General features: G+C 40.1%; 18 protein-coding genes. 13 read left to right on the top strand and 5 right to left on the bottom strand.

The genetic code is table 11. The features are described from left to right. Positions 1-3: 3 nt before the first annotated feature. From ABJE44_RS03155 to ABJE44_RS03145, 3 genes are all read right to left on the bottom strand, one after another. A complete protein-coding gene (locus ABJE44_RS03155; protein ID WP_348109919.1) occupies positions 4-1161 on the bottom strand; it encodes an iron-containing alcohol dehydrogenase in 1158 nt (385 codons plus the stop codon). 64 nt (positions 1162-1225) lie between these two features. Further along, on the bottom strand, positions 1226-3850 hold the full coding sequence (locus ABJE44_RS03150) for a TonB-dependent receptor (protein ID WP_348109918.1): 2625 nt from the start codon (positions 3848-3850) through the stop codon (positions 1226-1228). A 39-nt stretch (positions 3851-3889) separates the two neighbouring features. Further along, a complete protein-coding gene (locus ABJE44_RS03145) occupies positions 3890-4927 on the bottom strand; it encodes an alpha/beta hydrolase (protein ID WP_348109917.1) in 1038 nt (345 codons plus the stop codon). 505 nt (positions 4928-5432) lie between these two features. Here ABJE44_RS03145 and ABJE44_RS03140 point away from each other — a divergent pair. The 9 genes from ABJE44_RS03140 (at position 5433) to ABJE44_RS03100 (ending at position 19836) form a co-directional block, all read left to right on the top strand. Then, the gene (locus ABJE44_RS03140) at positions 5433-5858 is read left to right on the top strand and encodes a hypothetical protein (protein ID WP_348109916.1); all 426 of its coding nucleotides are present in this window, start codon (positions 5433-5435) and stop codon (positions 5856-5858) included. A 405-nt stretch (positions 5859-6263) separates the two neighbouring features. After that, positions 6264-6836 (top strand): RNA polymerase sigma factor, encoded by a 573-nt coding sequence (locus ABJE44_RS03135; RefSeq protein ID WP_348109915.1) that lies wholly within the window; start codon positions 6264-6266, stop codon positions 6834-6836. Continuing rightward, positions 6833-7963, top strand: coding sequence for a FecR domain-containing protein (locus ABJE44_RS03130; protein ID WP_348109914.1), 1131 nt, complete (start codon positions 6833-6835; stop codon positions 7961-7963). The genes ABJE44_RS03135 and ABJE44_RS03130 overlap by 4 nt, the downstream gene beginning before the upstream one ends. Positions 7964-8073: 110 nt before the next feature. Beyond that, on the top strand, positions 8074-11460 hold the full coding sequence (locus ABJE44_RS03125; protein ID WP_348109913.1) for a TonB-dependent receptor: 3387 nt from the start codon (positions 8074-8076) through the stop codon (positions 11458-11460). 60 nt (positions 11461-11520) lie between these two features. After that, a complete protein-coding gene (locus ABJE44_RS03120; RefSeq protein ID WP_348109912.1) occupies positions 11521-14487 on the top strand; it encodes an amidohydrolase family protein in 2967 nt (988 codons plus the stop codon). Between the two features lie 142 nt (positions 14488-14629). Next, a complete protein-coding gene (locus ABJE44_RS03115) occupies positions 14630-15286 on the top strand; it encodes an HAD family phosphatase (RefSeq protein ID WP_348109911.1) in 657 nt (218 codons plus the stop codon). Between the two features lie 371 nt (positions 15287-15657). Continuing rightward, positions 15658-17463 (top strand): EAL domain-containing protein, encoded by a 1806-nt coding sequence (locus ABJE44_RS03110; RefSeq protein ID WP_348109910.1) that lies wholly within the window; start codon positions 15658-15660, stop codon positions 17461-17463. Positions 17464-17851: 388 nt separating this feature from the next. Beyond that, the gene (locus tag ABJE44_RS03105; RefSeq protein ID WP_348109909.1) at positions 17852-19318 is read left to right on the top strand and encodes a methyl-accepting chemotaxis protein; all 1467 of its coding nucleotides are present in this window, start codon (positions 17852-17854) and stop codon (positions 19316-19318) included. A gap of 38 nt (positions 19319-19356) precedes the next feature. After that, the gene (locus ABJE44_RS03100) at positions 19357-19836 is read left to right on the top strand and encodes a DUF6436 domain-containing protein (RefSeq protein ID WP_348109908.1); all 480 of its coding nucleotides are present in this window, start codon (positions 19357-19359) and stop codon (positions 19834-19836) included. Positions 19837-20086: 250 nt separating this feature from the next. On the opposite strand, the gene ABJE44_RS03095 is transcribed toward ABJE44_RS03100, so the two are convergent. Both ABJE44_RS03095 and ABJE44_RS03090 read right to left on the bottom strand, forming a co-directional pair. Then, positions 20087-21424 (bottom strand): alkaline phosphatase D family protein, encoded by a 1338-nt coding sequence (locus tag ABJE44_RS03095; protein WP_348109907.1) that lies wholly within the window; start codon positions 21422-21424, stop codon positions 20087-20089. Between the two features lie 418 nt (positions 21425-21842). Beyond that, a complete protein-coding gene (locus ABJE44_RS03090) occupies positions 21843-22274 on the bottom strand; it encodes a MarR family winged helix-turn-helix transcriptional regulator (RefSeq protein WP_348109906.1) in 432 nt (143 codons plus the stop codon). Positions 22275-22359: 85 nt separating this feature from the next. Here ABJE44_RS03090 and ABJE44_RS03085 point away from each other — a divergent pair, with 85 nt between their 5' ends. The 4 genes from ABJE44_RS03085 to ABJE44_RS03070 all read left to right on the top strand — a co-directional run bounded on the left by ABJE44_RS03085 (position 22360) and on the right by ABJE44_RS03070 (position 25683). After that, positions 22360-22773, top strand: coding sequence for an MAPEG family protein (locus ABJE44_RS03085; protein WP_348109905.1), 414 nt, complete (start codon positions 22360-22362; stop codon positions 22771-22773). A gap of 93 nt (positions 22774-22866) precedes the next feature. Next, the gene (locus ABJE44_RS03080; RefSeq protein ID WP_348109904.1) at positions 22867-24018 is read left to right on the top strand and encodes an iron-containing alcohol dehydrogenase; all 1152 of its coding nucleotides are present in this window, start codon (positions 22867-22869) and stop codon (positions 24016-24018) included. Positions 24019-24180: 162 nt separating this feature from the next. Further along, entirely contained in the window at positions 24181-25056 is an 876-nt protein-coding gene (locus tag ABJE44_RS03075) for a DMT family transporter (RefSeq protein ID WP_348109971.1), read from the top strand. A 3-nt stretch (positions 25057-25059) separates the two neighbouring features. Then, positions 25060-25683, top strand: a complete 624-nt coding sequence (locus tag ABJE44_RS03070; RefSeq protein WP_348109903.1) for a YigZ family protein — start codon at positions 25060-25062, stop codon at positions 25681-25683.

Here is a 25683-nt window from a genome sequence, read left to right as displayed (position 1 = left end):
GCATTAAAAGGCAGCGTGATATATAGCTAATATATCGGCTTCGTTCATGGGCCTAGGGTTATTTACCAAGAGGCGTTCTTGCTTAAGTGCGTCTTTAGCAAGCATAGTTAACGCGCTTTGGGGAATATCCAGGCTGGCTAAACGGTTAGGTAGGTTTAAGTTAATGATTAAGTCTTCTAGGTATTGAATGAAGGCTGCTGTTTTTTCTTCCGCTGTGGTTAATGTAGAAGCTATGTTTGGAATAATAATATCGGCTAGTTGCGCATATAAAGGGGCGGCCGCTGGGGCATTAAATTTTAAAACATGGGGCAATACTAAAGAGTTACTGAGCCCATGGGGAATATGATAATGACCGCCTAGTGGATAGGCTAGGGCATGTACTGCTGCCACTGGTGCATTGGCAAAAGCTTGGCCTGCCATAGTGGCCCCAAGCATCATATTAGCTCGAGCTTGTAAGTCACTGCCTTGGTGTACAGCCTGTTGAATGTTTTTAGACATTAACTTTAATGCTTCAATGGCTAGCATGTCTGAGTATGGATTCTTTTTGATGTTACTGGTGTATGCCTCAATGGCGTGCACCATGGCGTCTATGCCTGTTGCTGCAGTTATGTGTGGCGGCAGGTTTACTGTAAGGCTGGCATCTAGTAGTGCTATGTCTGGCAGTAATACACTCGACACTATGCCCATTTTCATGGCTTCACCGGTTGTGACTATAGATATTGGGGTGACTTCTGAGCCTGTGCCTGCGGTTGTTGGGATTTGAATTAAGGGCAATCTTGAGTGTAAAAGTTTGTCTACTCCAAATACTTGCTCAAGGGTTTGGCTTGACTGGGTAAGAGCTGCGATGAGCTTGGCAGTATCTAAAGAGCTACCGCCGCCAAGACCTACTACACCGTCAATCTGGTGCTGCTTGGCAAAAGCGAGCGCATTTTCAATGACGGCCATGGGAGGGTCTACTTCTACTTCACTAAAGAGCACATAATCGAGTGAGCTTGCTTCTAAATTTGCCAGCATATTTAGGTGTAAACCCAGTTTCACAATACCCGGGTCGGTCACCAATAGAACCTTGGTCATATTGAGGTTTTCACAATATTGCGCCAAATTTAAAGATGAATTTGGTGCGTTTACAATTGATTTTGTAGTGTTAAAAGTAAATGACATGATGATTTCTTTTGGTTAAAAGGGGCGAGGCCCCTCTTTAGTTGTTACATAGGTGGAGTCGGCTCTAAAATGCGAATTTTACTTTCGCATACAGTACACGGCCTAATGGGTTATGTTGTTTGGGGTCATAACTTAGGCTACCTTCAGCAATGTAAGCGCGTGGTGGTAATTCATTCAGTAGGTTTTTAACCCCTAAAGTTAATACCGCTTCACTGTTTTCTGTTATGCCAAAATTCGCTGAATATTGCGTATCAACTGTAGTGAAAGCGTCTACTGTGGCGCTTTCGTTAGGCAACGCCGATACGTCTACTCCGGTGTCGTAGCTTGAAACATAGTTAATATTTAACGATGCTCTTTGGCCTTCGCCAACCCAATTGAAGTTTAATGAGCCTTTCGTTTTTGGCATCGAGCGGGCAAAATTATCAACATTAAGTGAGCCTGCAGCTTCCACAACCTCGCCATTATCTTTGGTCAGTTCGTATGAATTAAAATGTGATGCGTTAATGGATAGGTTGAATCGGTCTGATAGGGTCCATTGAGACTCAACATCAAATCCATTAACACTGACTGATGAAGAGTTAAAATAATTAACCTTAACAGATTGTAAAAAGCCCGCTTCAGTACGAATAATGTCTGCGCCATTTGGATCATCTATTAGCTTACCTTGGGCATTTTCTACGGTAATCAGGTCGGTATAGTCAACACGCCAGAAGTCTACTTTAAAATCTAAATTATCAGTGGGTTTAAAAATCAAACCTATATTGTAGTTTTCAGATTGTTCAGGTTTTAAATCCTCATTACCTGTTGCTATCACCCCCACAAAAGCACTGGATTTTGCTGTACCGTCATCGTTGTAATCGGTAATGCTTGTAATGACAGCCGATGAGGCGTTTTTCTGTGATAGTGATGCATCTCTAAAAGCTGTACTTGCAGATGCGCGCATAATCCATTGATCAGATATTTGCCAACGAACAGCTATTTTGGGATCAAAGCTTGCGTCATTTTCTAACTTTTCGTAACGTAATGCGGCTTTTATTTCAATGTCTTCTGAAACAGGGATAACACTTTCAGCAAACACCGCTAATGATGTTCTATCTACATCAACTTCTGACAATCCTTGCAAAAATATTAAATCGACAGGAATGGGGTTGCCGTCTGCATCGAACTTGATTTCAAACACATCATCTGTTGCTACTTTAAATCCTTCATTTCTTACTTGGGCACCAGCAGCAAAGCCTATAGTGCCTGCAGGCAATTCATATAATTCGCCATCAATAACAGCATCAAGAACCAATAAGTCTGTGGTTTTCTCGGACCTTGTCATATAGGTAAAGTCATCAATAACTGATTGGCTAAGACTAGAGCGGTCAAAAGGATTAAAAAGCTCATCGTTATTAGGGCCGCCAGTGCCTGCTAATGCCGCGACTAATCTTGATTTCAATTGGTCTTGTTGATATTGCGTGTAGTTATTTTTGCTATAAGTTAATGCCGTGTCCCAACCCCAACCATTTTCAAAATCGCCTACCAAATTAAACGAGCTGCGAAAGGTGTCATTTTCACGAGGTGATAAAGCGGGCTCATAATCAGCGCCTAGCGGTCGACCTAACCAAACGACGCCTACCCCAAATGGGTTACCTGAATCTGAAGGGCCAATGTATGGAAAAGTTAAGTCTGGATAACTGGGTGATTGAGGGTTGTCTTTTACTTCATTAGAGCTCCAGCTCACATCAATAAATAATTCATTACCGTTATCGAAGTTATGACTTAGATTAGAATACAACTGTGCACGGGTTTCGGTATTCACTAAGTTATACAAGGGCCCATAATTAAAACCGCAACGTGAACCATAGGCTTGGGGTATTAATATGCCTAAGCTATCGTCTAAACAGGTTGGATCGGGTACATTTTCAAAAGCGCCATAACTCCCGGCATAGGCACCTTCGGTTACCTCAGCGTTACCCAAAAGTAGGAACGAATTACCTAGTGAGCTATATGCTACATCGCCTAAATCTGGTCGGTCAGCTATGGTTAAAGGTGTTCTATCTAAATAATGACCTGAAATGGTAATAAACGTATTGTTAAACTCCGCTCCCCATAAAAACCCTATATCGGTATCTTTTTGACTACTATCTGCCGCTTTACTGATGCTGGCATTAAATTCTAATCCTTCAAAATCCTTACGTAATATAAAGTTAACCACGCCCGCAATGGCATCTGAGCCATATGTAGACGCTGCACCTTCTTTTAATACTTCAATTTGTTCTATGGCATCAATGGGTATATGGCTGGTATCTACAAACACACTGCCGTCATTGGTTAGTGCTCCTGAAATTGTTTGGCGACGGCCGTTAATTAACACTAGTGTTGAACTTAGCCCTAAACCACGTAGGTTTACGTTACCAGTACCTTGTGTGGCCGCCTGAGAAAATGAATCAGCTTGGTTCTCAGCGCCAGACGATATGGCCAATTTGCCAATAAGCTCCGAAATTGTGGTTGCGCCAGTTGATTGGATAAAGTTGTAGTCGAGCACTTGCACAGGCTCGGAGGCATCCACTGCGGTACGTTTAATGTAGGAGCCTGTTACTTGAATTTTTTCAACGTCTTGTTGTGCGGTAGCCGAAAACGTTAGGGCCGCTGATATTGATATCGCGATAAGCCTTTTTGAGGTTAATAATTGTGTCATTTTCATGTTTCGTCCCATTAGATTAGTTTTTATTTCAAACTTGTCTTATTTACTGTGAGCCATCACGGCCTTGAGGATCATTGCGCACTCCCTTACTGCGTCTTTTGCTTGTTGCAACACGCCAAAATTAATAAAGGCATGAAACATATCGGCGTAACATGAGTGCTTTACGGTTACGCCGTTTTCGATGAGTTTATCTACATACATTTGCCCTTCGTCTCGGAGCGGGTCAAAGCCACAGGTCAAGATAAAGGTCGCGGGTAAATGCTTAAATTCAGTTGCTTTTAGTACATTAAAGCGAGGGTCGTTTTCTTGTTCTTTGGTGATATAAAGGTCGTGAAACCATTCTAGGAGCTTGTCTGTTAGTAACAGCTTTTCTGAAAATTGCTCGCGGCTTGGTGTTGGGTCGTTACCTACAATGCTTGGGTAAATCAGCAATTGAAAACAAGGTTTAAAGTCATCTGGGTGTTTATTGGCTAGGCAATACCCCGTTGCTAGGTTAGCCCCTGCGCTATCGCCGCCAAGGGCAATTCGGCTAGGATCTAAGCATAAAGTTGATGCATTGCTTGCGAGCCAATCTACCGCTTCTTGTGTATCTTCTACCGCACCAGGAAAAACAGTTTCAGGGGCTAGTCTGTAGTCCACAGAAATCACGACCAGTTTTGATTGAATACACAGCTGTGCAATTAGTTTGTCGTAACTTTCAATACTTCCTAATACAAAGCCACCACCATGAAAATAAATTAGAGCAGGACTGGGTGCAGTGCTGTCTGATGAGGGGCGGTATACCCTTGCGGTTAACTCATGATTTGCACATGGAATAATGAGCTTTTCTCTGATGATATTTGGCACATCATCGTGTTCGTAGGGGTTTTCTCTGTACTGGCGGGTGTAAGCTGGTTCAAATTCATAGGCTGGTGGCAGGGAGTGAATGTAATCTAATATTTGTTGCCCCTTGCTATCGACCCCGGTACTTGCCGCACCAGCGGTTTCTAAAATGTTTACATGTGAGGATGAATTAGCACCAAAAATGTCATTGACTGCAGTGTTGTGGGGGTTTTTAATTACTTCATCTGAAGACATAATTTAAATCACTGTAAATAATTTGTTAAATGTTAGTGGTTATTTTTTACATCTTTGTATTTATTCGCTCAAGTAACATATAAGCAACGTACTGTTGATTTTTATTCACCATGAAATTTAAATTATTTTAAAACAATAGGTTAGATTTATTTTAAGGCCGCTTTTGGGGTTTTTATTAGGCACAATGAATAAGTACATTTATCTGGAATATTGGGTTAAATGCCTATGAGGACGATTATTTGTTAACAACCACTTTAAAGAATTGTGGGCTGTTAAGAGGCGCATTGTCGTTTTTATATGCTTTATGGCAGGGTAATTAGCGATTTAAGCTTTTTAGTGAAGTTATTTCATTTAATACTATTGATGATTTTTGGGTATGTAATTCTGACCAAAAATATCCGAAGTTATTCATTTGCCCGTGTAATATATTTCCTTTAATTGTGGGCTCATCTGTATGATTTCTCCTTGGTACGAATGAGTATATTTAAAAAGGGTTGGAATATTTATGGTGTCATCCGCTCCTAAACTTAACGTTTACCAACTACATTTAGTCGGTAACGTACTGTGCGTAGAAATGAATAATGTCTGGTCTAAAGCTACCTCAAAAAAAGCTTTAGCAGAAGCTCAAGAGTTAGTGGCAGATATTAAAGGTGAGCCTTGGGCTGCTTTGGTAAATATTCGCAATTGGATCATGCCTACCTTAGAAGCTTTGGATGATTTTCAGTATATTTATGATTGGTGCGCTGCAAACAATCAGACTCACGAAGTGACTTTGTGCCGCTTTGACACTCAAAAGCATATCATTGGTGACGTGTCGAACTACGACGGGGAGCACCAGTTGTATACTCAAAGCCCAGAAGACGCCAGTAATTGGTTAGTTGAAAAAGGTTTCAACTTTTCTCTTAAAGAGTGGCAGCAATTAACCCGTTAAATGTTTATCCTATTCATACCGTGAACTTTAGTGGTAGCCTTAAATCACCGCTGAGACGCTCTTCTATTTTTATTCTAAACGAGCCTATATGTTAGACCCCAAATACGACGCCATATTATTTGATAGCAAGCGCACAGAGCTTTGATATCAATTAAATTTCAAGGGTTAAGGTTGGCCGCTTTATTTTTAATAAGGTAAAGTAATCTTTGTTGTACAAGTCAATTTGTATTTTTCACATCACTACTAAGTCGTAATTATTTCTTAAGAAAACTCTTCCTCTTAAAGCATGAAAACATGGATTATTTTTCAGTTAGTTAAAAAAATTAAAATTATTTTTGTTTTTTAGTTCCGTTTTCAGAACAACAAACGTCTATGTATTATAAACGGAAAAAAAGGAGGCAAACGGTGTCTGCAGAAACGCATATTAAAAACCGTGATCTCCAAGTTTATCTTGAAAGTCATGAGTTAAGTGAAGCCCAAGGGGCTTTGATTGGTGAGTTGTTTAGTCAACATAATGATATGTTGTTACGCTTTTTGAGGGCACGTTTGCCCTCTGACTCAGATGCTCATGAAGTAGCGCAAGAGGCATACGTAAAACTATTAGATTTAGATAACCCTTCGGCTATTAGTTATTTGCGTGCTTATTTATTTAAAACCGCATCAAATTTGGCGGCCGATCATTTACGTTCTGAACAACGAGCAAGTCACTATCGCCCTATGGTTTTTTTTAAGGAAGAGCAGCCTTCAGAAGAGCAAACGGCTTTAGTAAATGAAAAAATTGAGTTATTGCATGAATTTGTGCAGGAATTACCTGCGAAATGCCGAAAGGCTTTCATGTTAAGTCGTTATCATGACATGACGACTACCGAAATTGCTCAGTTAATGAGGCTGTCAGATAGGATGGTTCGAAAATATCTAGTTCGTGCAACCGAGCATTGTCAAATGCGTTTGGAAGAAGCGACAGGAGGTAGACGATGAATACTGAAAAAAACTCAAATCCATTGCATGAGGCAACGCAATGGTACTATACGATTCGAGAGCCTGATGTTTCAGAGCAAGCAATTATTGATTGGTTATCATGGACACAGGCAAGCGAAGAGAATGCTAAAGCATTCGAAAAAGTTGAACAACTGATGACATTAACCGCGCAAGTTAAAAACGTTGAGTGGCCAGATGACAATGAATTATTGGATGACGACTATGACGGAGAAGTGAGTGTCCAAAAATGGCGTGTAAGTCAAAAAGGCTGGCGCAAATGGGTAACCACCTTAATGGATTTTAACTTTTCTAGCAGAAAAAAACTCATTCCTACGTTTGCCTTACCTGCAATGGCTATTGTGTTTTGTATATTCTTAACTTATCAAATTCCTGATTTTAACGATAATAATATTACTGTTTCTGTATATGAAACCGGTTCGGCTGAGCATGAAAAAATCGTTTTAGATGATGGTTCAATTATCACTTTAGGGGCAAAAAGCTTGATATCTGTTGCCTATAATGAGGAACAAAGAAAAGTGTTATTAGAGAGGGGAGAGGCCTACTTTGATGTAGCGAAGGACCCTAATAGACCTTTTGTTGTTGGTTCTGGAAGTCGTACGATTACTGCCATTGGTACCGAGTTTAATGTTACTCGTCAAGTTAAACGGGTAGTGGTAACCGTTGCTGAAGGAAAGGTATTGGTAGAACCCAAATCTAAACCATCTTCGGTTCCTAGAGTGATTAAGGCGTTTAAACAAAAATATGGTAATACCGATAAATTTTTGGTCGCAGGTCAGCAACTCACTTATAGCCAAGAAACGGTATCTGCTGTTGAGTCTATCGATTCAATGTCCGCTACATCATGGAAAGATGGCAGTTTACAATATTTAAGTGAGACATTGAGCTTTGTTGTAGAGGATATCAATCGCTACTCTGAACATCCTATCCGAATTGGTGATGAGTTTGTGGGAAGTCAAGCATACTCGGGAACCGTTTACACCAACAGAATAGAAAACTGGCTAGATAGTATTTCTGAGGCGTTTCCTATCAAGGTGTTGGCCCATAATAATGGCGATATTGTACTGGTTACCGACAGTACAAAAATCAAAAATAATTCCTCAACGTAAGTTTTTAGTTCCGTTCTTGTTTGTATTTCCGTCTAGGTAGGTAGATGCCATTTTGATAAGCAAATGGCATTTACCTAATAAATCAAAAATAATTAAAAATGGAAAATTACATGCGAAAACAAAAAAAAGCGAAATTCAAAAGAAAATTGTCTCTTGCAACTATGGCTTTGATACCTGCACTCATGTGTGCGGTTCATGCAAATGAAATGAATAAGTCGATAGAGTTTAATATTCCATCTCAATCTTTAGACGCAGCATTATTAGCATTTTCTAAACAGTCTGGCGTGCAGCTTGCGGTAAAAACCGAAATTATTGAAGGTGTTAATATTGAAGGTGTTACCGGCTCAAAAATTACCTCTGAAGCCCTTGATGCTTTGTTAAAAGGCACGGGTTTGACCTACACCGTGATTGGTGATGATACTGTGGCAATTTCTGAAATCGATGGCAGTACATCGGTGGGAAAGCCTCCGCTGGCATCCAGCAGCAAGTCAAGGATGCCAGTATCGACAAATAATGAAGCTTCTAAAGAAAATGCTGATACCAGTGGTATTGAGCGCAATCCAAAATATGAAAGAATTGCAGTAGTTGGTTCCAAAATTGGAAATTTACGCACCGAGGCAGCTTTACCCGTAACTGTATTCGATAAAGACGCATTGGCAGCTATTGGTGCCGCAGATGGTAATGAGTTGATTAGAAGCATGCCACAAATGGGAGATATGACGTGGAATGAGTCGTGGATCCCGGGTAGTAGTAATGCCGCTAGGGGGGACATGGGCTCACTAAACTTAAAGAACTTAGGTGCATCTAACACCCTATTACTTGTTAATGGCCGCCGCTCTGTTATTCACCCTACAACATCAACCGTTGACAACAGTATGTCGACTACCACTTATAACACTAATGCTATTCCTATGTACGGGCTTGATAGAGTTGAAGTGTTACTTGATGGTGCCGCCGCCATTTATGGTTCAGATGCCATTGCTGGTGTTGTGAATATAGTGACAGACAAAGAAATTAACGGAGCAGGAATTAAGTTAAAATATGGCGCGGCGACAGGTACGAACCGCTCTGATACAGACCTGACAGGCTTTTGGGGCTCTGACTTTGATAGTGGTAAAGGCAATGTATCAGTGATGTACAACTTATCTCATAGGGAGCCGCAATACGTTGCTGATAAATGGTATACCGCTACTAGTGACCACCGAACTTTTTTGAATGGTACAGACTTAGAAGGCGCTGCGTCACTCGATCGCCGCAGTTCTTACACGCCTTGGGGTAATTTTGTGGCGCCTACTGAGATATTTCAAAATGGCACTGCTATCACGAGTTCTGCTGGTTTCTTTCATACTGAGCTTGGGAGCTCTGATAATTGTGCAACAGCTGCATCAGACGGAGTTTGTTTTGCAACCGGATCTGCAACAGGTGATTATAAATATGATACGGCACAAGAGGATACCTACCTAACGCCTAAGGTAGACCGCTTCAATATATTTACAAATTTTACATATGAACTGGCTCCGGATTTGGAGTTGTTTGGTGAAGTATCTTTATATAAAGCTAAGACTGAATATGTGACTGCACCTGGTTTGTTTTCAATAAACCAACCTGTTTATATTGCGGCTGATGCCTATTACAACCCATTAGGTGCAATGTATTTAGCCGATGGTTCTTTGAACCCTAACCGCCTTACTGGTTTAGATAACGTGCCAGACGAAGGCAGTGTGGTGCAATTACGAAATTACCGTTTTGTTGATGCAGGCACCAGAAAAGTCGAAGTAGATAATATGCAAACTCGATTTTTAGCCGGCCTAAAAGGCTGGACAAAAAACGACTTTGAATGGGAATCTGCGTTGCTTTATTCGCAAGGTAAGTCTGTTGATAACTCTGAAGCATACAGTGTGACTAAAATATCTGAGGCGCTGTCTGGTACAACGGCTGATGCTTATAATCCTTTTACAGGTGGTTCATTGACGGATCCTAGCTCTGGCGATGATAGTTTAAATTCACAGGAAATCATCGATTCATTTACTGTTTGGGCAAAGCGTGAAAGTAAATCAGAGCTTGCATCTTGGGATTTTAAGATAAATAAACCTGATATCTTGAACCTGCCAGCAGGCGAAGTGGGATTTGCTGCCGGTGTTGAAGTCCGTTATGAGTCATTAGATGATGACCGCGATTCATTGGTAGATGGCTCTGATCCTTATGTTGATTGGTACACAGGTACTGTTTATGACAGTAATTTAGCTGGCAGTAGTCCGACACCTGATTCATATGGTAGCCGTAACGTAAAAACCGCCTATATAGAATTTGCATTGCCACTTGTATCTGATGATTTTGATATTCCTTTTGTACAGTCTATAGACATGCAATTGGCCGCTCGTTATGAAAGCTATAGTGATGTGGGAGATATTTCTACTCCTAAAGCGGCAATCGCTTGGACAGTTTCAGATGACTTAATGTTCAGAGGATCTTGGTCTGAGGGCTTTAAAGCGCCTAACCTTGAAGTATTAAATGCTGATGAAATGGCTCGTTATTTGACTTACCCAGATTACATTTATTGTGAAGCTGCATTGAGAACAGCAGAAATCAGCAGTTACTCTGAGTGTTCTGACTCTTATGCAGTAACTTGGCACTCCAAAGGTAATGACCAGCTTAAGCCTGAAACATCTGAGAATATTTCAGTGGGTACCGTTTTTACACCGCAGTTTTTACCTGAAGAGTGGGGGAGCATAAAGTTCACCTTTGATGCATGGCGTATTCAAATTGACGATCAAATCGGCGTTACATCTACCCTTGATGTGATTATTCATGATTTATATTTACGCACGGTTGAAGGCTCATCGGACTCAAGAATATTTAGAGCAGATCCTAGTACCGATGACGTTGCAAGGTTCGCAGGGACAGGTTTAGACCCTGTTGGTCAAATTGAGTATGTGCAAACAGATTACTCAAATCTTAATTCTTTAGAGGCAAAAGGTATCGACTTTAGTTTTGACTGGCGCTCTAAGAAAACTGACTTCGGTGTGTTTTCTGTTAACTTTGCCGCTTCTAAATTGCTCAATTTCAAACAAGAACTCACAAGGGAAATGCAAGATGCAAAAGCGGCCCAGGAAGCTGGATTACTTGACGCATTTATTTCTATCGGTACTGCTGATGAAGTTGGCTTAGATGGTAAAAAACCTGAGTGGAAAGCGAGTAGTCGGTTTATTTGGAACTATGAGAACTTTGTTTATCGCCTTTCTGCGCAGTACACAGGTAGCGTGTTAGATGGGAAGTATGCTAGCGGATTAGATTTTGAAGTGCCGTCTGTACTGACATGGAATACATCCGCTCAATATGAATTCGATGAATCTACATTAAATGGTGTTATTGCTGAGATTGGAGTACGCAATATCTTTGATGAAGAGCCTCCTTTAAATTCAACGGGTAGCTATGTAGCCGACCTGTATTTACCTTATTCTAGATACCTATATGCGAGTATAGAAAAGAAATTTTAAGTATTACAGCGCTCTCTATTTATAGAGAGCGTTTTTATTTATTTTGAAATAGAGCATTAAATGAACCGAATTTTACGAAACCTAATGTTAACTGGGTTATTGATAGTTAACAGTGGCGTTACCCTAGCCACAGCACCTAGTAAAAAAGATATTACCTATAAAAACATAAGCTTGAGCCAAGGGACTGCGATGTCAGTCACTGTTTCACCTGATGGGGAGTGGCTAGCGATTGATCTACAGGGTAGTTTATGGACATTACCTAGTTGCGGTGGTGAAGCAAAAAAAATAACTGACTCTTTTGATGATGCTCATCAACCTCGTTGGTCACCGGATGGAAAATCTTTAGTATATTTTGCTTTTATAGATGGTGGTTATGATCTTTGGTCGATTGAGCCTGATGGAAGTAACCGTAAGCAGTTAACTTGGGGTCCTTATGATGACAGAGAGCCTGTATGGTCACCTGATGGGACTAAAATAGCATTCGCTTCTGACCGAAAGGGTAGCCATGCTAGTTATAATATTTGGACGCTACATTTAACGACTGGCGAATTAACACAGTTAACAGATGACCCTTATGAGAATCGTATGCCTGCATGGAAGGCCAACGGTAAAGGGATCTCTTATGCAAGTGTACGTGATAGAAAATTTGCATTGTGGAATGTTGAGCTAGCTACCCAACAAGAAACGCTACTTTTATCAAGTGATAGCTTTATCAGCAATCCCTCTTGGAGCCCTGGGGGGAAATTAGCATATGGCCAAAATGATGGCACTAAAATGCACCTCATTGTGGACGGTGACTTAGTCAGTGGGGGGGATGATGTTTTTCCTTTTCAGCCAAGTTGGGATAAAAAGGGACATTATTATTTTGTAGCTGAAGGTGAAATTAAACGCGGCGATATAAAAAGTAATAAAATTGAAACCATTCCTTTTAGTGCTCAATTAGTTTCTGCCAAAGAAAAATATACACGGACAGTTAGAGATTTTAGTTCTACAGAGGATAAAAATGTCTTAGGAGTGATGCGCCCGGTTATATCTCCAGATGGTAAACAGGTCGCGTTTATCGCGTTAGGTAATTTGTATCTAATGACTATAGGTGAAGAGCCTGAAAATTTGACTAATGACCATTATATGCAGGTTGATCCTGCTTGGTCTCCAGACGGTAAATTTTTAGTTTATAGTTCTGACCAAGGCGGCGATATGATGCAGCTTTGGCTGCGAGAAGTCGCAACTGGTAAAGAAAGACAGCTTACCAACTTAGATACTCAGCCAATTGAGGCAGCTTGGTCTCCAGATGGTAAAAGCATCGCTTATCTTAATGTTGATGGTATGTGGGGTGTTGCGGGGTTGGCGGTTGTAGATGTTGCTAGTGGTAAAGTCACAACACTTACTCCTACATTAAAACAACCTGGTCGCCCTACTTGGTCACCTGATAGCCAGAATGTTGCTATTGCTGGAACCTATTCTTATTCACATAGTTTTCGTGAAGGGACTAATCAGGTTTATGTCGTAGCGGCAGATGGATCGCAAAATGATAAATGGTATTTCCCCACGCCTAATTTATCGATTGATACCCGAGGTGGTGCGGGACCGGTTTGGTCTCCAGATGGAAAAAGAATGGCGGCTATTTATGGTGGCACATTACATGTTTGGCCAGTGGCAATAGATGGCAAGCCCTTAGGCCCCCCCAGAAGTATTACTAATGAGATCGCCCATTCACCCAGTTGGTCAGGTGATTCTGAAACCTTGCTTTTTCAGTCACAGGACAAGTTAAAAAGCGTCAATTTTAGAAGTGGTTTGATTCAAGACGTAGCTATGCCATTAACGTATAAAATGGATATGCCGACAGAACGTTTAGTGGTGCATGTTGGTGGTTTATTTGATGGTGTAACTGAAGAAATTAAGAAAGACCTCGATATTGTTATAGATGGTAATCTGATTACAAAAATTCTTCCTCATAATTCTAAAAATCAAAAAAATGCTAAATTTATAGATGCTTCTGATTTAATCGTAATGCCGGGGCTAATAGAAAGCCATGTGCACCCCCAAAAGGATTTTGGACAAACTGCACATAGAGCTTGGTTGGCTTATGGTGTCACGACTATACGTGACTTGGGTAATCAGCCCTATCATGGTGTTGAAGATAGAGAAGCCAGTGAAGCTGGGGTGCGTGTTGGTCCTAGAGTATATACAACAGGGCATTTGATGGAATGGCAGCGTGTATATTACAAAATGGGTATTGCTATATCTGGACCTGCACATTTAGAAAAAGAACTAGCGAGAGCCAAAGCATTAAAATATGACCTTCTAAAAAGCTACGTTAGGTTGCCAGATTTACAGCAGAGGCGTGTTGTCGATTTTGCACACCATGAGATGGGGGTGCCTGTATCGTCACATGAAGTGTATCCAGCGTCTTCAATTGGTGTAGATAATATTGAACATTTAGGTGCCACAAGCCGCAGAGGTTATAGTCTTAAACATATTAATGGTAAGGCTTTTAATGATGCAGCTCAGCTTATAGATAAAATTATTACACCGACTATATTTGGATCTACTACTAGCTTTTTCAAACAATATCCAGAGCTTACAGATGACCCACGTTTGAATTTGTATTCAGATTGGATGCAGCGCATCATAAAGAGTCAGAATCCGCGATTTTTATCACCAGCATTTCAAGCAACTCTTAAAAGTAAAGCCAAAACATTAAAAGCATTGTTTGATAGAGGCACAACTATTACAGCAGGGACTGATTTGATTACTGCTGTTAACTTACACTCTGAAATATACTTTTATGTGTCTGAAGCGGGATTCACGCCATTTCAAGCGTTACGCTCTGCTACAGCTGTTCCGGCGCAAACTTTAGGGCTAAATGCTGGTACATTAGAAGTCGGTAAGTTGGCTGATATGGTTTTTTTAGAGGCTAACCCCTTAGAGGATATCGCTAATACTACCAAAATCAAGATGACAATGATTAATGGACGACTACTATCCCAGTCACACTTATTAAATAAAGATATGCCTATGCATTAATTCTAATCTTTAAAAGGTAAGTAAAACAAAAAGTAGTGATGATTAAATAAGGGGTAAGCATGTTTATCCCTTATTTTTTTGTTTTTAAATTTCCTATAAAATACTGCGATCTAACTTCTACAAAACCTATCAGGGGCGGCAGATGTCTGCAACTAAGTACGACGCCATATTATTTGATAAAGATGGCACTATATTCGATAGTGAGCGCATGGCTTTTAATGCTTGGATGGATACAGCCAAAACCTTTGGTGTGGCGTTTAGCCTTGATATTTATAAAACATTTATTGGAGTGCCGACGCCAGAGTGCTTTAACAGAGCGCAGCGTCTGTTTGGTGAAGCGTTTCCTATGAACAGCTTTATAGCTGAGTACCGCCATTGTATGAGTGTTAGTAAACAGCAAGGCGTGCCCATTAAAAAAGGGTTTATAGATTTTTTTGAAACCTTAAAAGCTGCAAATATTCCCGTCGGTGTGGTGACATCGTCTTCATATGCTGCGGCCATGGATAGCTTTCAACATACTGAATTGCTGCCAGACTTAGATGTTTTAGTCACTCTTGATGATGTGGTTAATCCCAAACCTGCTCCTGATTGTTACTTATTAGCTTGTCAAAAGTTGTCGGTATTGCCAGAACGTGTGTTGGTGTTTGAAGATTCGAGTGTCGGCATAAAAGCGTCATTAGCGGCGGGTTGTCAAACCGTGGCTATTCCAGATTTAGCAGACATCGAGCCAGAGTTATTGACTTGCTGCCATTATACTCTTGGCAGTTTTGATGAAGCTCATTTCGTTTTTAAGTCATGACTCTGAAATACCTAAAGTTTACTAAAATGCTTTATTTGATTCTTTATTCATCACATAATCATTGGCCGTTGAGTATTTAAAAATATAACGTGTTACCTCCAGTAAGCTTTATGTCTCACAACTAGGGTTGTAGAGTGTTTACACTACATATTTAACTTATTTGCGTCGCTAAACAGTAAAAGAAAGGACTCGTTATTACTAACCATTCTTCTGTTCTACCCAAACATTTGCAAAGAGATGCCCTCAATTTACTTCATAGTAATAATGCGGGTAGTCTACTTGTTACCTTTTGCATTTGTATTGCCCTCGTATTTGGTTTTGTCAATAACCCTGAAGTTGCGTCGAAGGTTTATTGGCTGGCATTGGTTTGTGTGCTATTGCTGTATCGTTATTGGGATATGTATCATTGGAGGAAATACCTTAAGGGTAATGAGTATGATGCTTACAAACCTATGTTGCGTTTTACTATTGCTCGATATCTAACGGCCTTTGCATTTAGTGCTTATTCGGTTGTTTTTTTTGAGTCTATGGACATCATTGAGTTGGCTTGTACCATAGTGATTTTATCGGCTATGGCTGGTGGTGCTTCCACGGTTTTGGCCGCGCATAAGGGGCTAGCTCTCAGTTACGCGTTTATTTTACTCACACCATTATCTGTTTTGTGCTTACTTGCTAATGAAGAATATCAAAATATTTTCGGGATATTAGGGTTAATTTTTGTTGTTGTGATGTTTTCTTCCGCTAAATACTCTAACCAATTCACGATAGAGTCGATTTTAACTAAACATCAAAATTCCGACTTACTTGAACAAATGGAATTAAAGAATAAAGAGATTTTGGAGGTCAATGCTAGCCTTGAAAGTAAAGTTCAGAGAAGAACGGAGCAAATTTTCGAGTTATCGAATATTGACCCGCTGAGTAAGCTGTTTAATCGTAATGCCTTTTCCGAAAACCTAAAATTGTTACTAGATTCCTGTGAGTTACATGAGTCGAGCCTAGCTGTGTTATTTATTGATTTAGATGGTTTTAAAGCAATTAATGATTCCCATGGTCACGTTATCGGTGACAAAGTGTTAATTGAAACATCAACACGTTTAAGTGCTCAGGCCGATATGAAGCAATGCTTATGTCGTTGGGGCGGTGATGAGTTTTTGATCGCACTACAAGGTTGTGATGTTGAGAGGGCTTTGGAGTTTGCAAATAATTTAATCTTTAATTTATCGCTGCCTATAACGATAGAACATCATGAATTGCATGTTGGAGCGACTATAGGCATCGCTATGTATCCAGAGCATGGTACTGACGAGGCTCAATTAATTACCCTTGCGGATACCGCTATGTATGTGCAAAAGCAGCTGGCTAAATCTGATGTTTGTGTGTTTACCGAGCAGATGGGGGAGACCTTACAAAGAGAAATGAAGCTAAAAGAGGGGTTGAGTCAGGCTATTAAAAATGATGAGTTATTTGTTGTATTTCAACCTGTTATTGATAGTAAGTCTGGTCAAGTCGGGTTTTGTGAGGCATTGCTACGATGGAAGTTAAACGGTGAGCTTGTTTCGCCTGTGGAGTTTATTCCGGTGGCTGAACAACATGGTCTGATTCACTCTATTGGGGCGTGGGTGCTCCATGAGTCATGTAAACTAGCCTCAAAATGGACGTTTGATGAAACCGTTGATTTATCGATTAATGTATCGGTTGCGCAATTAATGCATGGTGATTTAGTTTCAATAGTAAAGAGCGCTTTGGCAGGTTCTCAGTTACCAGCAGAGAACTTACATATTGAAATTACAGAATCTATTTTTGCTCAAGATATCAGTTATGTACTCGAACAAATGAAAGCTCTGCAAAGGATAGGTATTAAAGTCTCTGTAGATGATTTTGGAACTGGTTTTTCTTCTTTAGCCTTATTGCAATCTCTATCCGCTGATGTCGTTAAGATCGATCAGAGTTTTATTAAATCAATTGATGAAGGGGGTAAAGCAATTATTCAAGCCACTCAATATATGGCTAATGAGTTAGGCTACAGCGTGGTAGCTGAAGGGGTAGAAACTAAACTGCAAGCTGATACTTTGTCAGAGATGGGGGTTGAAAGCCTGCAAGGATTTTACTTTAGCAAACCAATGAAAGCAGGCGAATTAGCGTTGTGGCATGAGGCTTTTAAAGCGCAACCTAAGTAGAGCTAACTTTATCTACAGCTGCTTTTTATTTTTTATTGACGTGTCCGGTTTAACTAAAGAAAAACATTTTTGTGGTGGGTCGAGAAAATAATCATATGTAAATCGTGGTTATTTAACGCAGGGTTGTAAGATCATTGTGCTAAGTGCCCAAATGATTGCTAATAAGTGGCTTAAATCTTAAAATGAGGTAGTAAATTAAAGCGCACTTGAATGTTTTTATTAGGCCTTACGCTAGTTACTTTTATAATAGTTTGACAAACTAAAAACTAAGTGTGATTTCTATATATATGTTAAATAGAGATTAAAAATATAAGTACTACTTAACAAAACCAATGAAATGTCGATATATTGTGATTAAAGCAATGATCTAACGTAGGAAAAATTTAAGATGACTAAGGTAAATAGGCTATTTTTATATGTTCTTATTGCACTTTTAGGCTTAAGTGTAGTGTTTGGCTTGGTTTTTGGCACTTTGATATCTGGTTTGGTTATAGGTCTACCTGCTTTGTTAGTTCCGTTGTTTTTCTACCGTACTGCACCTGATTCCACGTTATCAAAACATATCACCGCTGCTGCGGTAATGGTTTTTGCAGCTCTGCATATTCATCAAGCCAATGGTTTGATTGAAGTACATTTTGAAATATTTATATTGATTGCACTGCTGATTGTATTTAAAGATTGGAAAGTGTTTTTGACTGCTATTGTGGTGATTGCGGTACATCATTTATCGTTTTATTTCCTTCAAGTAGGTGGTGCGGGTGTTTATATCTTTGACGCAGACAGGTTAGCCTTTACTACAGTGTTAATACACGCAGCTTATGCAGTTGCAGAAGCAGTTGTCGGTGGCTATTTAGCTCGACTGATGCTTGCAGAGAGCAAGACTGGTAATGAGTTAGCAAGAGTTGTGCAAGCCTTAGCTTGTGAGAAAGGCTTGATTGATCTTAAACCAAGGACGCATGCTGACAATAACCCGACCCTTACAGCGTTTAATAAGCTATTAGACTCGTTGAGTCATTTAACCGAGGGAATAAAGACTCAAGTTAACGATTTAAATAATAATGCCAAAAATTTAGGTGCTGCGAAAAACGAGTTAGAAGAGTCGTCTGAACAACGTCATATCGAAACCGATACCATAGCGTCTTCAACCGAAGAATTATCAATGACAGTTGCGTCTATCGCTAAAGAAACTTCTGAGCTAACCACTCAAATGAATCAAGCCACTGAGTTTACTCAAGCTACTGATAGAGATGTGGCAGAGATTAATTCTCAGAATAAGTCGCTTGCCAATGCTTTACAGAACACTAGCAATGAGGTTGGGGAATTGGCAAATTCTACTGAGACTATTTCAACCGTGTTAACTGAAATTACTGGTATAGCAGATCAAACTAATTTGTTAGCGCTAAATGCGGCCATTGAGGCTGCCCGAGCGGGTGAGCAAGGTCGCGGCTTTGCGGTCGTCGCTGATGAAGTTAGAGCTTTGGCTAATCGTACTAAGCAAAGTACTGATAAGATTAATGAAACTATTTTGTTATTACAGAATTATTCAAAGTCGTCTACTGAGTCAATGGAAGCTAGTATGCATATAGTGCATTCGGTTAGTGAGTCAGCAAATAAAGCTAAGCAACAAATTACAGATGCACTAGGTATTGTAGAAAGGGCTAATGATATATCCATGACAGTAGCAGCTGCGATAGAAGAGCAATCAGTGACTACAGATAGCATAGCAAAAAGCACTGAAACCTTAAGAGCCACGGCACAAGTTGATAATGAAAATGTTAAGACTCTTGATATTGAAACCAATGGGATAAACGATACAGCCAATAAATTAGCTGAGAGTGTCTCTAGCTTTAAATGATAGGTATTTGGTCAAAAAAAAGGGTCCAGTTTAGTATATTGATAGCTTGGGTTGCCTTTACCATTTTGGCCTTTCGTTACTTTACATTTGAACGATTAATTGATTTTGATGTTAATGGGCAATTACTCGAGGCGAATGCAGATACATTTAGGGAGCGACTAAGCCAAGAATTTTTTGCGGGTTTAGCACTCCCAGCCAACTCTATTATTAATTTTACTGAACCTGACTGCAATTGTAATAAGGTCACGCAAATCCACATTAATGGTTTAGCAACAACAGCCAACAAGCAGAATATGTCGGTGCTAAATATGCAGCCTAAAAACTCACAATTAGTGACATCCACACCTTCTGTAGTTATTACCGATAGCAATAGTGATGTGGTGTATTTTGGGCCTTATGGAGCAGGGTTGGGTTGTTCTAATACTGATGGGCTAGCTCAAACTGTATTAGATAATTATATCAAAGGCTTTGCGGCCAAGATGATAGTGGCTGATGTAAAGGGCTGTTATTGCCACTAATTTCTTATCTTCAGCGTTAATTTCAATCACTACCTCTAGTAAAATGTTTTATATTTCAAAGGCTTGCTTGATATCTCAATGGGGTTTAATGGTTGGGGAACTCATCGAATAAATATCCAAGTATTACTCTTCTGTCGATATCTAGAATAGAAAATACGGACAAGTTGTGACTGATAACACAGGGTGAAGTTGTACTTTTTATCTCACTTAGCTGAAGAGTATTACCTTGAGCACTTGAGTGCAGGCCTATTTACTGATCAATTATCGTATAAGCTACGCGTATTTCACCGTTTTGCCCTTTAGCTGAAAGCGTTAGGCGGTGTGGGTTTGTGGCTATTTCGACTACACCCATTCCATGCTTTAAGATCCCATCTTCAATTCCCTTAACTAAACCTTCACTCCATTCTCCAGCTCGCGTAGTTGTTAGACCGTTGGGATTATTTGGGTCCATATTCATATTTGTATGGGGCACGGTTAGTTCAGGAATTCCCGAATTAGTGCCATTGTCTATACCGCCACCAGAGTGAATGTCGCCGGTTAATATCACAACATTGCTGATGTTATTGTCATTGATGAAATCAACAATTTCTTGTCTTTCTGTATTAAATGCCCCCCAACCATCTGATGGCTTACAGCTGGGGTTAAAGGGTGATCCTGAGGTTACTACTTTCCATCTGGCATTGGAGTTGAGTAGGCCTTCAAACAACCACTGTTTTTGACCATTATCGATATTACCTCCATCTAACATAGATTTGTTTTCATCGTCGATATCGTCATTAGGATCTCGGTTTGAGCGGGTATCTAACATAAACACTTCAACATTGGCATATTGAAAGCTTTGCCATATTCCTTGTTGAGGATTGGGAATATTGGCCGCAGGAAAGTATTCTCGGTACGCTCTTAAGGCATCATTTTTACCTGAGAAGGTTATATCTCCATTTTCCATTCCATAATCATGGTCATCCCACATATGAAATACCGGGAAACTTGGAGCAATGAAGTCACTAAAATAAAGTCCGGCTGTGGTTAAACGGCCCCTTACTTCGCGGTGCATAGTTCGCATTTCATCTAGTGTTTCAGGATCACGGTGATCCCAGTCGCCTAATTGCAAAACAAAGGCTGGTTGTTCGGCTTCTACCCTGCCATAAATTGCTGCAGGGCGATCTGGTGAGTTTCCTGTATCCACTAAGGCAGCAAATTTGAAGGGTTTATCAATACCGGGAGCAGGGAAAGTTTTAAATTGAAATTCAGAAATGGTGCGTTGTGGTCTGCCATTAACCATAATCTGATAGTAATAGTTGGTGTCTGCTTGAAGTTCTCGAATAGAGATAATTCGGGTGAAGTCGTCGCGGGCTTGAGTAACAAAGTCCTCAGAAAATAGTGGATTAGTAAAAAGACGGTCGGTGTCGTATCTAATCATTACATTTGCGACTTCATCGGTACGCATGAAAACACGTGCAGAATTATCTGTGACTCCCCCAATCAGTGGCCCATCTGTTACTGTGGCAGCCGATAACAGCAATGAGTTAAGCATAAAAAATAGAGAAAGGGTTATATTTTGAATAGACTGCTTTTTCGTTAATAACATTAATACCATCCTTTGGCTTTGCTATATAAAAAATATCGGTAGCGATAAACATCCACAATATACAGACCTATTAAATCGAGCAAAATTTAGACCACTTGGGCTACAGGCTATATTCTTGATATTTTTTAAGGGGTTATATCAAAGTGGTGTTTTTGGAGATTTTTTAAGAGAAGAATATTGTGCATGTGTGGTGCATTTATGAACAATGAAGCCACTTGAAATATCATAGGGCTTGTTCATCAGATATATAAAATCTGTGAATCTAGGTTATATCTAGTTGGCTTCAATCGAGAAATGTACGGAATTATCGAGTATTGGTCTGGTTTATTTTTCGACCATGCCCATTTGATGAAGCTACCGCTGATTGGGAATGGTCTTTTTTATTGAAAGTGAGACATTGGAGATAAACAAACCTCAGTTATGTTTTGGGCAAGTTAGCGATTACTTTATCAGTGAGTAATTTCAATAAAGTAAACTCTTCTTCAGATATATTTTTGACTTGGCAGGCTAATTGATCAGGGATTGAGCTTGCGTCTTGTTGCATTTGCCAACCATTTGCCGTTAGTTTAACGTGTTTTATGCGTTTATCTTGCTCTGATGCCATTACCTCTATCAAGCTTTTATCGCATAGTTTTTTTAAAATTAGAGACAAAGCTCCGCCATCAATCTGAGTTTTTTGTTTGATGAATTTCACATCTACATTGTCTGTTTCCCATAATGCCATCAAAACCACATATTGAGGGTAGGTGATCCCCAACTTATCTAGAAGTGGTCTATATGCTCGGGTGATGGCGTTAGAGGCAACATAATAACGATGACATATTTGATTTGATAGCTTTAGTTGGTCCATATTAGTTTGTGTGCAAATTAATTGACATGTCTTTATATTCCCACTAATATATTTTGCATGCAAACTATATTAACAGGATTTTTCAATGGCTGAGCAATACCACAACGTACTATTTGTACTTCTATCTTTATTGGCGCTCATGCTTGTACAGCAAATAGTGGCAACAGTCGCCCACAGAAAACAAAAAAATATGGTTCCTGGGGTGGTGGACTCTCAACTCGATCACCATTCGTTCGTGTTTAGAAGTCATCGTACATTCATGAACTCCATAGAAAATGTACCTGTTTTTGTATTGACTGCTTTGGTTGGCTTACTAGTTGGGGTTGAATCACAGTCTTTATTAATTGTATCTAGCGTGTTTCTTGTAGCGCGTTTTATCCATATGGTGTTGTTTTATTTGATTGCTACTAATACCAACCCTAGCCCAAGAAGTTACTTCTATATGATTGGGTTGTTAAGCCAGATTTATCTCATAGGGTTAGTCGGCTGGTCTTTTTAGTCTTTAAAATACGTAATTTGACGCCATAGAGACCTTAGTTAGATTTTTATCAATAAACGACCTAAGTCGTAATGTTGTTTAAAGGAATGACAGATGAATAAATTTACATATCAGAACACCACCGAAATCCATTTTGGCGAAGGCCAAATTAGTGCCATAGCCACTAGCATTCCAAAAGATGCCAAAATTTTAGTTACTTATGGTGGCGGCTCAATCAAAGGCAACGGTGTATATGAACAAGTTGTAGCAGCATTAGCTGAGCATAACTGGGATGAGTTCTCAGGTATTGAGCCTAATCCTCAATACGATACTTTGATGAAGGCTGTTGAGCGTGTTCGCGCTGAGGGTTTTGATTACCTGTTAGCTGTAGGTGGCGGTTCAGTAGTAGATGGTACTAAATTTATTGCCGCAGCTGTGAATTTTAAAGGACCAGAAGCTTGGGATATATTAGCTAAACAAGGCAAGATTGAATCAGCATTGCCACTTGGTTGTATCTTGACTTTGCCAGCCACGGGGTCAGAAACTAACACAGGAGCGGTTGTGACCCGCGGTAAAGAAAAGCTGCCCTTTATGAGTCCATTAGTACGCCCACAGTTTGCAGTATTAGACCCACAAACCACATTAAGTTTATCAGAACGTCAAACTTCAAACGGTGTGGTTGATGCCTTTGTCCACGTAATGGAGCAGTACTTGACGTACCCGGTAAATGGCAAAATTCAAGACCGCTTTGCAGAAGGTATTCTGCTTACTCTGATTGAAGAAGGCCCCAAGTTGATGGTCAACTTGCAAGACCTAGAAGCCCGTACCAATGTGATGTGGGCCGCCACTCAAGCACTAAGTGGCTTGATTGGAGTCGGTGTGCCACAAGATTGGGGGACTCACATGATAGGGCATGAGCTTACCGGTAACTTTGGTGTAGACCATGGTCGTAGCTTAACCATAGTATTACCGGCAATTATGGAAGTTTGTCGAGTAACCAAAAAAGCTAAATTGCTACAATATGCAGAGCGTGTTTGGAACATCACCCAAGGGTCTGAAGATGAACGTATTGATGCAGCTATCGAAAAAACTAAACAATTTTTTGCTCATCTGAAAACCCCTATATCTTTATCAGAAATAGATTTAACCGAATCAGACATTGACACGGTTATGGCTAGTTTAGAAGCCCACGGTATGACAAAGTTAGGTGAGCACGGCACAGTTGAATTAGCTGATTCCCGTAGAGTTTTAGAGACCGCATTATAATAAATCTATGCTAACAGTTGTATTGCTAAGAGAGAGGGGAGTATCCGCTTTTTCTTAGCTCTCTTTTCATTAAAACTTTTATAAGTAAGTCTAATATTAAAAGCAATTGCCTTTTATAAAGTAGATAATACCAACAAGATATCACTTTAATGGGATGACATGGTGGGTTGGATCTTTTTTACTATGGGTGCTGTTGTAATGCAGACGTTTCGTAATGCATTGCAAAGTCAACTTAGTGCTAGTGTCAGTACATCTGGTGTGACCTTAGCCCGTTTTTTATTTGCTCCCCCAATTGCACTGGTTTACTTGTTAATACTTTATTCTGTATCAGATCAAATCATCCCTACCTTTAATCAAGCCTTTATCATGATTGTATTGGCTGCGTCTTTGCTACAAATTGCAGCCACGTCTTTCATGGTCATTTTGTTTAAACAAAAAAACTTTGCTGTTGGTGCAGGCTTGGCAAAAAGCGAAGCGTTAGTGGCAGGTGTATTAGGCACGTTATTTTTTGGGAGCCAATTGAGCCTTTTTGGTTGGCTTGGGATTTTGGTGGGTGGCGCGGCAGTTTTTGTATTGTCTGGCGGAGGAAAAAAAGGTGGGCTTAGCCTTAAAACCATAGGTATTGGTTTAGCTTGTGGTACTTGTTTTGCCTTAACCTCTTTGTTTGTGCGCGAAGCAAGTCAACTATTAAATGTGCCGTTTCCCCATAGTGCAGCATGGGTTTTGTTGTGGGTATTATGTATTCAAACTCTGCTAATGAGCAGTTATATCGCCATGAAAGACAGGTCTATTTTCATTGCGCTAAAAAACAATTCAGGCAAAACACTGGCTACTAGTGCAACGAGTTGTTTGGGATCTATTTGCTGGTTTAGTGCTATGGCTCTTCATCATGTTGCCTATGTAAAAACCTTGGGGCAAATAGAAGTTTTGTTTACTATGTTGATTGCAATATTTTGGCTTAAAAATAAGGTTGCTAGGCATGAAGTTGTCGGGCTGTTACTTATTGCTGCGGCAGCAGTATTAGTGATGTGGGCCTGATTGATGAGTATTGCGAGTTATCAAGTACCAGCTTATGAGTGGCAAGTAGAGTTAGAAGTAAAGAGTAGTAAGTTTTTAACCTTTGCTGCCAATACTGAAAATCGCGCTAGTGCTGAAGCTTTTATCAAGGGGTTGCGAGAACAACACCCTCAAGCAAATCATGTTTGTTGGGCCTATATTGCTGGTGCTCCCAATACGACTATCAGGTCTATGAGTGATGACGGTGAGCCCAGCGGCACAGCGGGCATGCCAATGTTAAAAGTATTGGAGTATAGTGGCTTAGGCGATACTGCCGTGGCGGTAGTGCGTTACTTTGGTGGCACTAAGCTAGGTACTGGAGGCTTACAACGTGCCTATTCTGATGCCGTAGCTTTAGTCTTAAAAGATTTACCTACTATTACAAAAGTGGATCGCACTATACTGACATTAACTTTTGACTACGCCCATGACGGTGGGATCTCTCGCCTACTTGAGCGTTACGACATAAAAGACATGGTTTCTACTTATGAACATAGAGTGGTAGTCAGTTTTGCAGTAGCCACGTCTGCACTTGAAATGTGTAAATCTGAGTTAATCAACATCACAGCGGGTAATATTAATATTGTTACGGATGGAGCTGAAAACTGA

Origin of the sequence: Paraglaciecola sp., assembly GCF_039942875.1 — a bacterium.
Classification (GTDB): domain Bacteria; phylum Pseudomonadota; class Gammaproteobacteria; order Enterobacterales; family Alteromonadaceae; genus Paraglaciecola.
The sequence above is the reverse complement of the archived record's forward strand: the minus strand, read 5'-3'. Positions and strand labels throughout refer to the sequence as shown.